The following is a 12,833-nucleotide window of genomic DNA, read 5'->3' on the forward strand; positions in this document are numbered from 1 at the left end:
TGACGTGACACAGACAACAACCGATGCCGCAGGCGTAGAAGCAGTCGGGGACGGATCCGCAGCCGTCGAGGACTCCGGGAGCGGCAAGCGCCGGCGGCGGATACATCGGGCCTGGTTCGTCGCCGCCGTGACGTTCGTGACGATCATCGGGGCCGCGGCCTTCCGTTCGCTGCCGGGGCTGCTGATCGACCCGCTGCATCAGGAGTTCCACTGGTCGCGCGGCACGATCGGGCTCGCGGTCTCCGTCAACCTCGCGCTGTACGGGCTCACGGCGCCGTTCGCCGCCGCGCTGATGGACCGGTTCGGCATCCGCCGGGTGGTTGCCGCCGCCCTGGTCGTGATCGCAGTCGGTTCCGGCGCCACGGTGTGGATGACCACCGCGTGGCAGCTGCTGCTGTGCTGGGGCCTGCTGGTCGGCCTCGGTTCCGGCTCGATGGCCCTTGCCTTCGCCGCCACCGTCACCAACCGCTGGTTCACCGAGCGGCGCGGCCTGGTCACGGGCATCCTCACCGCGGCCTCCGCCTCGGGCCAGCTGATCTTCCTGCCGGTGCTGTCCTGGATCGTCGAGGAGCACGACTGGCGTCCGGCCGCCGTCACCGTCGCCCTGGCGGCCCTCGCGGTCGTCCCCTTCGTCTGGCTGCTGCTGCGCGACCACCCGGCGGACGTGGGCCTGAAGCCGTACGGGGCAACGGAGTTCGTCGAGAAGCCGCCACCCGTGCCCGGCGCGGCACGACGTACGGTGAAGGTCCTCTTCTCAGCCGCGCGCACCGGCCCCTTCTGGCTCCTCGCCGGAACCTTCGCGATCTGCGGAGCCTCGACCAACGGCCTGATCCAGACGCACTTCGTGCCCGCCTCCCACGACCACGGAATGCCGATCACGGCGGCCGCGTCGCTCCTCGCGGTCATCGGCGTCTTCGACGTCATCGGCACGATCGCCTCCGGCTGGTTCACGGACCGCTTCGACCCGCGCCGCCTGCTGGCCGTCTACTACGCCCTGCGAGGCATCTCCCTCCTCTTCCTCCCTCTCCTGCTGGCTCCCTCGGTCCACCCGCCGATGATCTTCTTCATCATCTTCTACGGCCTCGACTGGGTCGCCACGGTCCCGCCCACCATCGCCCTGTGCCGCGAGCACTACGGCGACGACAGCGCCATCGTCTTCGGCTGGGTCCTCGCCTCCCACCAGGTCGGTGCCGCCCTCGTCGCCTTCCTCGGCGGCGTGGCCCGCGACACCTTCGGCTCGTACGACGTCATGTGGTACGCCTCGGGCGCGCTGTGCGCCGCGGCGGCGCTGATGGCGTTGGTGATCCGGAGGCGGCCGGTGGCGGCGCAGACGGTTCTCGCCTGAACAGGTCTCTCGCCTGAACGCGTACGGAGCCGGCGCCCGGCCTCAGTCGGTGAGGCGGCCGAAACGGCCGCGATGGAACAGCAGAGGCGAGCCGTCGTCGCCGTCCGCCGTGCCCAGGGCGTCCACCCTGCCGACCACGATCAGGTGGTCGCCGCCCGTGTGGACGGCGTGGATCGTGCAGTCGATCCAGGCGGGGGCGCCGACCAGGCGCGGTGACCCGGACACCGGGGCCGGGTCGTGGGCCACCCCGGCGAACTTGTCGGCGCCGCTCACCGCGAAGCCGCGGCACAGGTCGCCCTGGTGGGCGCCCAGGACGTTCACGCAGAAGACGCCCGCGCGGGCGATGCGGGGCCAGGTCGTCGACGTACGCGCGACCATGAACGCGATCAGCGGCGGGTCGAGGGACAGCGCGGAGAAGGACTGACACGCGAAACCGGCCGGTCCTGCCGACTCACCCTCACCCGCCGGTGCGGTCACGACGGTCACGCCCGTGGCGAAGTTGCCCAGTACGCGGCGGAATTCGGCCGGGTCGATCGGTGCGCGTTCGTCGTCGCCGACCGCGCGCAGGTCCGGGCGTGGGAGTGGTTCGACCCGGCCCGCGGTGTCCGGGGTTCCAGCCGACCTGAGGTAGCGGACCGCCGCGGCGGCCATCCCTGCGTGTCCCATCACAGTGTCCATTGAAGCTGACGGAGTGTCAGATTGGAAGGGGTTCTCCCGATCGCCGGGCTCAGCAGCCGTGGAACTCCGGTCCCCTGCGCTCCACGAACGACGTCACCCCCTCCTGTGCGTCCGCCGTCGTCATGTTGATCTCCTGTGCGGTGGCCTCGGCGGTGAGGGCGGTGGAGCGGTCGGTGTCCAGGGAGGCGTTCACCAGTTGCTTGGTGAGGGCGATCGAGCGGGTGGGGCCGGTGGCGAGGCGTTCGGCCCAGGTGCGGGCCGTCTTCTCCAACTCCTCGTCCGGTACGACTCTGTTGACGAGCCCCAGGCGTTCCGCGTCCGCGGCCGTCAGGGCGTCGCCGAAGAACATCAGCTCCTTTGCCCGCTGGGGGCCTATCAGGCGGGGGAGGAGGTAGGCGCCGGCGCCGTCCGGGACGAGGCCTCGGCGTACGAACACCTCGATGAATCTTGCCGATTCGGCGGCTATGACCAGGTCGCAGGCGTAGGCGAGGTGGGCGCCTATGCCTGCGGCGGTGCCGTTCACCGCTGCGATCACCGGTTTCTCGCAGTCGAGGATCGCGGTGATCAGGCGTTGGGCGCCGTGGCGGATTACTCGGGCGACGTCTCCGGCCACTCGGTCCGTTGGTGGGCCGCCGCCGCGGAGGTCTGCGCCTGCGCAGAAGCCTTTGCCTGTTGCTGTGATGACCACCGCGCGTATGTCCGGGTTCGCGGAGGCCTCCTCGAACAGCCGGATCAGGTGGTCGCGTTGGTCCGGGGTCAGGGCGTTCATGGCTTCGGGGCGGTTGAGGGTGATCCATGAGATGTGGTTGGTGGTGGTGTGGAGTATCACGGGGTGGTCCGATCTGGTGAGTGGGTGAGTGGGTGAGTGGGTGAGTGGGTGCGGGTGGGTTGTGGCTGGGGTGCGCAGTTCCCCGCGCCCCTAAAAGCCAAAGATTGCGCCGTTCCCCGCGCCCCTGAAAGTGCGGGTGGGGCATCGCTGAGTGCGCGGTTCCTCGCGCCCCTGAAAGACAAAAGACTGCGCCGTTCCCCGCGCCCCTATGAAGTGCGGGTGGGACGTCGCTCGGTGCGCGGTTCCTCGCGCCCCTAAAGGAACCCGGCCCCCTACCCCTCCGGCGGCCGCCCTCCCGGCGAAGGGGGCGTGTCGGGGTTTCCGATCGCAGCACGACCTCTGATGGGCAACCAATGGGTGCTGGATGACACAGCTGCGATCGGATGCCCCGTCGCGGCCCCGACCCACGGCGAACGGCAGGCGCATCTTTTAGGGGCGCGAGGAACCGCGCACCCCAGCCACAACCGACCCGCAGACGAAACTCAGCGGCACACCGCCAACGCATCCAGCGCAACCGCCCCCTGCCCCCGAGGCAGCACCATCAGCGGATTGATGTCCAGCTCGGAAAGCTCCCCGTCCAGTTCGAGGGCCATGCGCTGGACGCGGAGGACGACCTCGACGAGCGCGTCGAGGTCGGCCGGAGGGCGCCCGCGGACGCCGTCGAGAAGCGCCCGCCCGCGGAGCTCGGAAAGCATGGACCGAGCCTGATCCTCCCCGAACGGCGGCACCCGCACCGCACTGTCCCGCAACACCTCCACCAGCACCCCACCCAGCCCCACAGTCACCGTCGGCCCGAACAACGAGTCCTGCGTGACACCCACCACCATCTCGACACCGGGCTCGACCATCTGGCACACCAGCACCCCGTCGAGCGGCACATCCTCGTACCGCGCGATATCGGTTAGGTCGCGATACGCGTCCCGCACCTGGCTCGCCGACGTCAACCCGATCTTCACCAGCCCGAGTTCGGTCTTGTGGGCGAGCTGCGCGCCGGACGCCTTCATCACCACGGGATAGCCGACGAGCCCGGCCGCCCGCACGGACGCCGCGGCACTCGTCACCAACTGCTCCCGCGGCACGCGTATCCCATACGCGCGCAGCAACTGCTTCGCCGCGTGCTCGCTCAACTGCTGCCCCGGCCGCATCAACGCCTGCGCCTTGCGGAACGAGGGAGACGACGTACGCGGCGCCTCGTCGAACGGCGAGCGGTAGAACGACGAGAACCGCGCGTGCTCCAGATGGGCCCGCACAGCCGTGATGCAGTTCGAGAACGTACGGAACGTGGCCACCCGCGACGACCCGAGCAGCGTCTCCCGGTACGCGGCCTCCGTCCCCACCGGCGACCCCCACACCACGCACACCAGCTTGTCGGTCTCCTCCGCCGCGTCCACCAGGTCCTGCGCCAACTTGTCGCTCATCGGCGGGAAGGGCCCGGTGATGGGACAGATCAGCACCCCCACCGCCGGATCGGCGAGGATCGCGTCGATGATCTTCCGCCCGCGCCAGTCGCCCACCGGATGCCCGCCGTTGTCGACGGGGTTGGACACGTCCAGGTACTCGGGGATCCACTCGTGCAACTCGGCCTGCTTGCCGGCCGACAACCTGGGCAGCGACAGCCCCGCCTCCGTCGCGAGATCCGAGAAGTGCGCACCCGTACCCCCCGAGATCGAGTAGACGACGACACCGTCGGCGGACGGGGGCCGGGCACGCGCCAACAACGCGGCCGTGTCCTGGAGTTCGTCGAGCCCGTCGACGCGGATCACCCCGTACTGCCGCATCGCCGCGTCCACCACCGCGTCCGCGCCGGTCAGTTTGCCGGTGTGCGAGGCGGCCGTACGGGCGCCGGTCTCGGTGCGGCCGACCTTGACCGCCACCACCGGCACCCCGCGCCGCGCCGCCCGGTCCGCGGCGAGGAGGAAGGACCGCCCGTCCTTCAGCCCCTCGACGTAGCAGGCGATGGCGCCGACCTCGGGCTGCTCGGCGAAGTAGGAGATGAAGTCGGCGCTCTCCAGGTCGGCCTCGTTGCCGGTGGGCGCCCAGTGGGAGAGCCGTACGCCCAGCTCCTGCATGGTGAAGACGGGGCGCCCCTGGTGCCCGGACTGGGTGATGAGCGCGATGGCCGGCCCGTCCAGATCCTCGCGGAACCGCTCGAAGGCGTTCAGGTTCGTGTTCGGCCCGAGCAGCCGCAGCCCGGACCGCTCCACGGCGGCGGCCAGCCTCGCCTGCGCGGCAGCGCCCTCGGCGCCGGTCTCGGCGAACCCGGAGGCGAAGGCGACCGCGAACTTCACCTTGGTCTCGGCGAGTTCCTCGATCACGGGCAGCGGATCGGAGACCAGCAGCACGGCCAGGTCGACCTCTTCGGGCAGATCCCCGACAGTGGCGACGCACGGAATGCCGAAGACCGACTCGCGCGTCGGATGCACCGGGTGCAGCTGCGCGCCGACCCGCTCGGACCAGGCGAGCAGTTGCCGGGTGATGCCGGTGTTCGGCCGTCCCTCGGCGTCCGAGGCGCCGACGACGGCCACGCGTTCGGGGCGGAAGAAGCGGTCCAGATCGGGTACGCCGGCGTACAGCGGCCGGCCGCTGACGTCGAGGTCGTCGGTGGCGGCGGGCCTGCCGTGCACGGCAGGGGCCGGTTGCTCGCCGCAGGCGATGACTCGGGCCCGGCGGGAGTCGGTGGTGAGGGTGCCGTGGGTTGATCCAAGCATCGGTCCGCCCGCTCCTGTGTGGCTGCCAATAACTGACGCAGTGTCAGATTACTTAACTGACGCCATGTCAGGAACTGGTCTGCACGCAAAGAACTTGTGGCGAGCACAGGGTTTGTACCCGGCAGGTCCTGCCCGGGAACGCGCCCGGTCCGCCGTATCCGGCTCGGCATGCCCGGCTCGGCGCGCCCCGGTCCGGCGTATCCGGGCCGGGGCCGGGCGCACAGGTTCCGCACAGTTCGTGCGCAACCATCAACTGACCACGCTGGTCTAGATGTTGCACATGTCGAAGGAGACACGACCGAGTCCCTTGGGGGAGACATGAGACCCGACTCCGTCCGGCGCGCCCTGCGCCTCGGAGCCTGTGCCGGTGCGATGGCCGGCCTGCTGACGGTGGGCCTGGCCCTTCCGGCAGCCGCCGCCGACGACGAACCGGAGACCGACCAGCTCTGGATCAACTCGCCGTACGAGCAGAGCCTGCCGCTCGGCACGGACGGCGGTGAGCCACCGGCCCGGACGCTCGACCTGGGCCTCTACCACGACAACAGCAACTTCACCGTGACCGACGGCAAGCTCACCGTGGACGTCTCGGGGCTCGCCGGAGTCGCTGAGGTGACCTGGCCGGACGCCTGCACGCCGAGCGGCACGACCGCCGTGTGCGTCGTACCGGACGTGCCCGTCGTCGGGGAGAGCGACAACAAGCAGATCCATCTGGAGGTCAGGGCGGCCGACGGCGCCGCGAGCGGTGCGCAGGGGCGGATCACGTACGAGGCGACCGCGACCGGCGGTCCGGACGGCGTCCTCGTGGCGCCGCAGGACAGTTCCGACACGACGCTCACGGTGGCGTCGGGTCCCGACCTCTCGATCCGTGACGAGGCACCGGTCGGCGAGACCGAGCCGGGGACGACGGAGACGATCCCGTTCGCGCTGTCCAACAAGGGCAACGAGGCGGCGAACGGCTTCACGCTGACGATGTACGCGTCCTACGGGCTCGACTTCGTGTCGACGTACCCCGAGTGCGAGTACACCGACGTCGTTCCGGTCGCGCACGCCACCTGCACGTTCGACGAAGTCCTCGCGCCCGGGGAGTCGTTCGAGCTGCCCGAGCCGCTGGAGGTGGCGATCGCGGAGCACGCGTTCAACGAGCGGCTGGACCTGAGCGTCGAGCCTGGTGGCGGTGCCACCGACCTCTGGAACGACGACAACTACGTGGCGATGCAGATCGGCGCCGCCAACACGGCGGACTTCGCGGTGCGCGGTGCCGCGGTCTCGGGTGCCGCCGGGGACACGGTGACGGCCTCGATCGCCTTCCAGAACAAGGGGCCGGGCTGGGTCGGCAACCTCGGTTCCGGGGACCCGGTGGCCAGCGTCGACCTGCGGGTTCCGCAGGGCACCACGGTCACCGGGGTTCCGTCCGGCTGCTATCCGCGGACGCTGGACGGTGGCTACTACCCGGGGTCCACGGGTGCGCCGCGCTATGTGTGCAACCTGCCGTACTGGGTGTCGGAGAGTGCGGAGCGGTCGTACGCGTTCACGTTGCGCGTGGACACGGTGGTGCCCGGGGCCAGTGGGGCGGTCATTGTTCGGCCGGAGCGGGGGGACGGGTTTCCGTTTGATCCGGATCGTTCGAACAACTTGGCGAGCTTGGTCGTGAACTAGGCGCTTTGCGGGGGCGGGGTGGTGGCTGCGGGCCGGTGGGGGGCCGGTTGCGCAGTTCCCCGCGCCCCTTGGAGGTGTGGTTGAGGTCGGATGCGTTGGTGCGGGTGGGTCGTGTCTAGGTGCGCGGTTCCTCGCGCCCCTAGAAGACACAAGACTGCGCCGTTCCCCGCGTCCCTGAAGGTGCGGGTGGGTCGTGGCTGGGTGCGCGGTTCCTCGCGCCCCTGAAAGGCACAAGACTGCGCCGTTTCCCGCGTCCCTGAAAGTGCGGGTGGGGCGTCGCTGGGTGCGCGGTTCCTCGCGTCCCTGAAAGGCACAAGACTGCGCCGTTCCCCGTGCCCCTTGAAAGCCAAACGACTGCCCGTCCCCGTGCCCCTGAACAGGGGTGCGGGTCAGTGTGTGATTCGGGACGGGAGGCGGCGGTCCGTGTCGCGGGATATTGTTTTGGCGATTTTTTCGGCGTCCAGGGCGAGTTCGCGGAACATGCCGCTGATGGGGTTGGTGAAGCCGGTGAAGTAGAGGCCGGGGGCGTTCTTGGGGGTGCGGGGGCCGTGGACTACCGGGCGGCCGCGGGCGTCCAGGACGTCGAGGTGGCCGACGACGCCCTCCAGGGAGCGCCGGTAGCCGGTGGCGGCGATCACGGTGTCCGGGGCGATGTGGTCGCCGCCCGCGAGGACGACCTTGTCGTCCTCGAAGCCTTCGACCGCGGGCACGACCTCGACGCGCCCCTTGCGGACGGCGTCGATGAGGCCGACGTCCTGTACGGGGATGGCCCCCTCGTTCACACGGGAGTACAGCCCGGTGTCGGGCCGCGGCAGCCCCTGCGCCGACAGGTCCGGCACGCTGACCTTGGCCAGCGGCCCGGCCATCCGGTCGACCAGCCCGACCGGCAGCCGCCGGCAGAGGATCCCGGTGAACTGGGCCGCCCAGCCCGCCGTGGACCGGCGCACGATGTGCGGCGCGGTCCGCACCGAGAGCCGTACGCGCGAGGCGCCGCCCTCCACGAGGTCGACGGCGATCTCGGCGCCGGTGTTGCCGACCCCGACGACCAGGACGTCGCGTCCGGCGTAGGGGCCGGGGTTGCGGTACTCGCCCGCGTGCAGGAGCTCGCCCTTGAAGGCGTCCCGCCCGGGCCAGTCCGGCAGGTGCGGTGTGTGGTTGTAGCCGGTGGCGACGACGACCGCGCTGCCGGTCAGCTCGCGCCCGCCGGTGGCGTGCAGCAGCCAGCCGCCGCCGTCGGCGGAGGGCTCCACGCGGGAGACCTCGACACCCGTGACGATCTCCAGCTGGTGGTACTCGGCGTACTTCTCCAGGTACCGCACCACGTTGTCGCGCGACACCCACCGCCCGAACGAGCGCGGCATCGGCAGCCCCGGCAGGCCTGACAGCCGTCGCGTGGTGTGCAGATGGAGCCGGTCGTAGTGCCGCCGCCAGGACGCCCCGACGCGGTCGGACTTCTCGAGCACGACGGCGCGTACGCCCTGCGCGCGCAGCGCGTGCGCCGCCGCGAGACCGCCCGGGCCGCCGCCGATGACGTACACGGGGCGGTCGGCGGGGGGCTGTGCCGCGGGGTCCGCGGGCGCTGTGGAGTCGGCCATGTGCCAGAGCGTATTCATCTAGTCACTTGATGGGTCTCGGTCAAGCCCGGAATTGGTTGCGGATTGATCACGGCTGTAGGAGGAGTGCGTGGGGCTCGTGGCGTAGGTCGTCTGGTTGTGGGGGCCTGGTGAGACGTGGCTCTTGCGCGTACGGCGTCCGTACGCTGAACTGACGTACCGTCAGATCCCGTTCGGCGGCAGGGGAGTTCATGGACACGATCTGGCTCACCGGGGCGGAATGGGTCGCCGTGCTCCGTATCGGTCTCGGGCTGTGGTGGCTGGAGAGCTGGCGGCACAAGGACAAAAAGGGCTGGTTCGAGCGCGGGACCGGGATCGCGTGGGCGTCGGACGTCGCGGCCAAGCACCGGTGGAACGCGGTGCGCAGCGGGTTCGATGTGGTCGTCGCGCCACGGCCGCGCACGATGGCGTACGTCGTCGTGTACGCGGAACTCGCCCTCGGGCTCGGTCTGGTCGTGGGCTTCCTGACCCCGATCGCCCTGGTCGGCGGGCTGCTCCTCAACCTCCTCTACCTCGTGCTGATGATCCACGACTGGGCCGAGCAGGGGCAGAACGCGATGATGGCGCTGATCTCCCTGGTCGCCCTCTTCGCGATGTCGTGGCAGACGTGGTCGCTGGACAGCGTGGTGGGCTTCTTCTGATGGCCGAGGCACTTCGGGTGGGGGTGTTGTTGTGACCGGGGCGCGGTTCGATCTGCCTGAGGTCGATGCTTTTACGCGGCCGTACTGGGACGCCGCCGCCGAGGGGCGGCTGCTGCTGCGCCGGTGCGGGGCGTGCGGGCGTGCCCACCACTACCCCCGCGAGTTCTGCCCGCGCTGCTGGAGCGAGGACGTCACCTGGGAGCCGGCGAGCGGCCGGGCCACGCTCTACACCTGGTCCGTCGTCCACCGCAACGATCTGCCGCCCTTCGGCTCCCGCACGCCGTACGTCGCCGCCGTCGTCGATCTTGCCGAGGGGCCGCGGATGATGACCGAGGTGGTGGGGTGCGGGGAGGGGGCACTGCGGGTGGGGATGGCGCTGGAGGTGGCCTTCCGCGCGGAGAAGGCGGAGAAGGCGGAAGGGGAGGGGGCGGGCGCCGTCGCGGTTCCTGTGTTCCGGCCTGCTTCCACCTAGTACGGGCGACCGTTGTTGAATGGGACGATGACCGACTTGTACGAGTCCCACGCCGCCCGTCCCTTTCCCGAGCTCCACGGTCACGGTCTGCGGCTGCGGCCGTGGGACGCGGAGGCCGAGTCGGATGTCGAGGCATGGCTGCGGGGGTGTTCCGACCCCGAGTTCAAGCGGTGGAACACGCCGCTCAGGGCGATCGAGGACCTGGACAGTGCTCGGGAGTCGCTGCGGGCGCGTGCCAAGGCGGCTGCGGAAGGTGTCGGGGCCTCCTTCCGTGTCACCGACGCGGAGAGCGACGTGACGCTCGGGCATATCGGGGTCAACGACATCGACCACGTCATACGCGTCGCGCGGGTCGGCTACTGGGTGCTGCCGGAGGCGCGGGGGCGGCAGGTCGCGACGCGGTCGCTGGCGCTGGCCGGGCGGTGGGCGTTCGAGGGGCTCGGGGTGCATCGGCTGGAGCTGGGGCACGCGCTTGGGCACGATGCGTCTTGTCGCGTTGCTGAGCGGTGTGGGTTTCTGTATGAGGGGACGTTGCGGGGGGCGATGTTCGAGGCGGGGCGGCAGGATGCGTTTCGGGATGTGCATCTGCATGCGCGGCTCGCCACGGATTCGGAGGTTGTCGTTTTCTGACGCCCCGGGCGGCGGGGGGCGGGGGCTTGGGTGGGTGTGAAGCTGCGGGTGGGTCGGTGTTGCTCGCGCAGTTCCCCGCGCCCCTAAAAACAGCAGTCCCCCGCGCCCCTGAAAACAGCAGTCCCCCGCGCCCCTGAAAACAGCAGTTCCCCGCGTCCCTAAAGACAAAGCCCAGGGCACCCCCCCCGTCGGGCCTACGGCCAAAGCAGTTCCCGGTGCCACGTGGACTCGGTGCGGCGGTACGCAAGGCGTACATGCCGACGCTGGGGGTCGCCCTGGAAGAACTCGATCTCGTCGGGGGTGAGGACGTACACCGTCCATGAAGGGGCGGGGGCGTCCGGCTCCTGGTGGGCCCGGTGCCAGGCGGCCTGCGAGGCGTGCTCCAACTCCTCGTAGGAGTCGAGGACTTCGCTCTGTCGGCCCACCAGCGCGGAGGCGAGGGCGCCGGTCGAGCGGGCGTGCAGGTCGGCGTGGGCGACCTCGGGCGGGGCGACGGTCACCCGGCCGCGCACCCGGATCTGCCGGCCCTGCACGGGCCAGTAGAAGCCGAGTGCCGCGTACGGCCGGGCCGCCAGCTGCCGTCCCTTCCGGCTGCCCGCGTGCGAGGCGAAGTGCCAGCCCTCCTCGTCGGCGCCGTGCAGCATCACGATCCGCACATCGGGCCTGCCCTCCTCGTCCGCCGTGGCCAGGGACATCGTGTGCGGCTCGGTCTGCCCTGCCTCCACCGCCTCCGCGAACCACTGCTCGAACAGCGGCAGCGGTTCCGCGGGGGCGGTGTCCGGGGTGAAGCGGGGCAGCTCGGTGTCCCAGACCCGCTGGGCCCTCAGCAGCCGTACGAACTCGGAGGGCGGCGGGGAGGAGGAAGACTCGGTGCTCATGGGGCGATTGTCGCGCGGGCCTCCGGCTCAGACCGCCCCGAGGTCCGACGACAGCCAGCGTTCGGGGCGCATCCGGACGATCACCTGGGTGCCGTGCTCCTTCCAGGAGAAGTCGACGTACTCGTCGACCTTGTCGGCCGGGAGGTAGCGAGCCGAGATCTCGTGGAGCTGCTCACGGGTGGCGGGGGTCGTGTCGAGGACCGGTCCCTCGACGGACACGTACCGGATGGTGGGTTCGACCCGGTCGACCATGAGGGAGAACCGGCCCGCCGCGCCGAGCAGTTGGTTCTTGCGGGAGTCCGCCTGGATCAGGATCCAAACGGTGCCGTCGGGCTCGTACTGGTACCAGATCGGCACCGTGAGCGGGGCGCGGCCCGCCCCGGCGTCGACCGCGAACGCGGCGATGTGCGGCTCTTTCAGGAACGTCTCTCGCTCTTCACGGGTCAGGGCCATGCGGGGTCCTCCGGAGTGCGGTCGGTGGTGATTCCCTTTGGCCTTTCAGCGTGTTCTGTCCAGTTGTCTATTCCGGTTCCGCGGGCCGGATACGGGCGTACCCCCCTTCCATGGTGGAGCCAGCACCACCATGGGTTCGGGTGTGGGCTGTCTCGTTGGGGCGGGCGCGCGACGGCATTGTTGAACCCAGTTGATCGCAGGGGTTCACGGCCCCGCCGCCCGGAAGGAAATCCCCATGAAGCCGCAGCTCGCGCAGCAGGCGAAGACGGTGGGCGACGTCGCTCCGGGGCCGTTCGCCTCCTTCGTCCGGTTCGTGGTGTGCGGCGGCGGGATCGGGGTCCTCTCCAGCGGTGCGGTGGCCCTGCTGGCCGGTGCGATGCCGTGGGCGGTGGCGAACGCGGTCATCACCGTCGCCTCGACCGTCCTCTGCACCGAGTTGCACGCCCTCTTCACCTTCGGGACCGGCAAGCGGGCCGGCTGGCGCCAGCACTGGCAGTCCGCCGGGTCGGCCACTGCGGCGTACGCGGTGACCTCCCTCGCGGTGCTGGTCCTGCACCTCGTGCAGTCGTCGCCTGGGATGCTCACCGAGCAGGTCGTCTACCTCAGCGCCTCGGGGCTTGCGGGGATAGGCCGCTTCCTGGTGCTGCGGTTGTTCGTCTTCGCGGGCGGCAGGGACGGGGGCCAGGACCGGGACCGGGCCTTCGTCCGCAAGGCTGCCGCTGCCCGGCGCCGGGTGGTCCCGGTGCCGACACGCCTGCCGAACCGTGTCCTCACCCCCGCGGCGTTCGCGGTCGGATCATGAGCCTCGGAGTAAGAGTCTCGGGTCGTGAGTCGCGAGTCGGGGGTTTCGCCGATTAGTTTCTCCCGTCCTCGCCGTCTACCCGACGACACAGAGACGAGACAGAGTTGACCGATCAGCTCTGCCGGAAC

General features: G+C 70.4%; 12 protein-coding genes. 6 read left to right on the forward strand and 6 right to left on the reverse strand.

Going from position 1 to position 12,833, the window contains the following annotated elements:
* The first annotated feature begins 4 nt into the window (after positions 1–4).
* On the forward strand, positions 5–1,345 hold the full coding sequence (locus ACN20J_RS28255; RefSeq protein WP_190229005.1) for an MFS transporter: 1,341 nt from the start codon (positions 5–7) through the stop codon (positions 1,343–1,345).
* A 42-nt stretch (positions 1,346–1,387) separates the two neighbouring features.
* Here the strand turns inward: ACN20J_RS28255 and ACN20J_RS28260 are convergent, their stop codons facing one another.
* From ACN20J_RS28260 to ACN20J_RS28270, 3 genes are all read right to left on the reverse strand, one after another.
* Positions 1,388–2,011: a flavin reductase family protein gene (locus ACN20J_RS28260; RefSeq protein WP_419667080.1), complete on the reverse strand. Its 624-nt coding sequence runs from the start codon at positions 2,009–2,011 to the stop codon at positions 1,388–1,390.
* A gap of 61 nt (positions 2,012–2,072) precedes the next feature.
* On the reverse strand, positions 2,073–2,852 hold the full coding sequence (locus ACN20J_RS28265; RefSeq protein ID WP_419667081.1) for an enoyl-CoA hydratase/isomerase family protein: 780 nt from the start codon (positions 2,850–2,852) through the stop codon (positions 2,073–2,075).
* Between the two features lie 482 nt (positions 2,853–3,334).
* Positions 3,335–5,560 carry an acetate--CoA ligase family protein gene (locus ACN20J_RS28270; protein WP_361922157.1) on the reverse strand — a complete coding sequence of 742 codons (2,226 nt, stop codon included), beginning with the start codon at positions 5,558–5,560 and terminating at the stop codon, positions 3,335–3,337.
* 318 nt (positions 5,561–5,878) lie between these two features.
* Here ACN20J_RS28270 and ACN20J_RS28275 point away from each other — a divergent pair, with 318 nt between their 5' ends.
* A complete protein-coding gene (locus ACN20J_RS28275; RefSeq protein WP_419667082.1) occupies positions 5,879–7,216 on the forward strand; it encodes a hypothetical protein in 1,338 nt (445 codons plus the stop codon).
* Between the two features lie 389 nt (positions 7,217–7,605).
* Here the strand turns inward: ACN20J_RS28275 and ACN20J_RS28280 are convergent, their stop codons facing one another.
* Positions 7,606–8,811 (reverse strand): flavin-containing monooxygenase, encoded by a 1,206-nt coding sequence (locus tag ACN20J_RS28280; protein WP_419667083.1) that lies wholly within the window; start codon positions 8,809–8,811, stop codon positions 7,606–7,608.
* Between the two features lie 209 nt (positions 8,812–9,020).
* On the opposite strand from ACN20J_RS28280, the gene ACN20J_RS28285 reads away from it, so the two are divergent.
* The 3 genes from ACN20J_RS28285 to ACN20J_RS28295 are packed head-to-tail and all read left to right on the forward strand — an operon-like array spanning position 9,021 to position 10,572.
* Complete coding sequence (locus tag ACN20J_RS28285; protein ID WP_190229011.1) at positions 9,021–9,470, forward strand: DoxX family protein; 450 nt, start codon at positions 9,021–9,023, stop codon at positions 9,468–9,470.
* Between the two features lie 31 nt (positions 9,471–9,501).
* Entirely contained in the window at positions 9,502–9,942 is a 441-nt protein-coding gene (locus ACN20J_RS28290) for a Zn-ribbon domain-containing OB-fold protein (RefSeq protein WP_419667084.1), read from the forward strand.
* Positions 9,943–9,969: 27 nt separating this feature from the next.
* On the forward strand, positions 9,970–10,572 hold the full coding sequence (locus ACN20J_RS28295; RefSeq protein ID WP_419667085.1) for a GNAT family N-acetyltransferase: 603 nt from the start codon (positions 9,970–9,972) through the stop codon (positions 10,570–10,572).
* A 194-nt stretch (positions 10,573–10,766) separates the two neighbouring features.
* On the opposite strand, the gene ACN20J_RS28300 is transcribed toward ACN20J_RS28295, so the two are convergent.
* Together ACN20J_RS28300 and ACN20J_RS28305 are read right to left on the reverse strand one after the other, a co-directional pair.
* Entirely contained in the window at positions 10,767–11,450 is a 684-nt protein-coding gene (locus ACN20J_RS28300) for a pyridoxine/pyridoxamine 5'-phosphate oxidase (protein ID WP_419667086.1), read from the reverse strand.
* Between the two features lie 27 nt (positions 11,451–11,477).
* Complete coding sequence (locus ACN20J_RS28305; RefSeq protein ID WP_189836939.1) at positions 11,478–11,903, reverse strand: pyridoxamine 5'-phosphate oxidase family protein; 426 nt, start codon at positions 11,901–11,903, stop codon at positions 11,478–11,480.
* A 235-nt stretch (positions 11,904–12,138) separates the two neighbouring features.
* Between ACN20J_RS28305 and ACN20J_RS28310 the strand changes: the two genes are divergently transcribed.
* Complete coding sequence (locus ACN20J_RS28310; protein WP_419667087.1) at positions 12,139–12,705, forward strand: hypothetical protein; 567 nt, start codon at positions 12,139–12,141, stop codon at positions 12,703–12,705.
* The last annotated feature ends 128 nt before the right edge of the window (positions 12,706–12,833 follow it).

The organism is Streptomyces sp. 2-1, assembly GCF_048564895.1.
GTDB classification, from domain to species: Bacteria; Actinomycetota; Actinomycetes; order Streptomycetales; family Streptomycetaceae; genus Streptomyces; species Streptomyces phaeochromogenes.

What these genes read in the sequence shown, in the direction of transcription:
- ACN20J_RS28260 (WP_419667080.1), bottom strand. Translation starts at nt 2,011, where the DNA reads ATGGGACACGCAGGGATGGCCGCCGCGGCGGTCCGCTACCTCAGGTCG.
- ACN20J_RS28270 (WP_361922157.1), bottom strand. Translation starts at nt 5,560, where the DNA reads ATGCTTGGATCAACCCACGGCACCCTCACCACCGACTCCCGCCGGGCC.
- ACN20J_RS28275 (WP_419667082.1), top strand. Translation starts at nt 5,879, where the DNA reads ATGAGACCCGACTCCGTCCGGCGCGCCCTGCGCCTCGGAGCCTGTGCC.
- ACN20J_RS28280 (WP_419667083.1), bottom strand. Translation starts at nt 8,811, where the DNA reads ATGGCCGACTCCACAGCGCCCGCGGACCCCGCGGCACAGCCCCCCGCC.
- ACN20J_RS28285 (WP_190229011.1), top strand. Translation starts at nt 9,021, where the DNA reads ATGGACACGATCTGGCTCACCGGGGCGGAATGGGTCGCCGTGCTCCGT.
- ACN20J_RS28295 (WP_419667085.1), top strand. Translation starts at nt 9,970, where the DNA reads ATGACCGACTTGTACGAGTCCCACGCCGCCCGTCCCTTTCCCGAGCTC.
- ACN20J_RS28300 (WP_419667086.1), bottom strand. Translation starts at nt 11,450, where the DNA reads ATGAGCACCGAGTCTTCCTCCTCCCCGCCGCCCTCCGAGTTCGTACGG.
- ACN20J_RS28305 (WP_189836939.1), bottom strand. Translation starts at nt 11,903, where the DNA reads ATGGCCCTGACCCGTGAAGAGCGAGAGACGTTCCTGAAAGAGCCGCAC.
- ACN20J_RS28310 (WP_419667087.1), top strand. Translation starts at nt 12,139, where the DNA reads ATGAAGCCGCAGCTCGCGCAGCAGGCGAAGACGGTGGGCGACGTCGCT.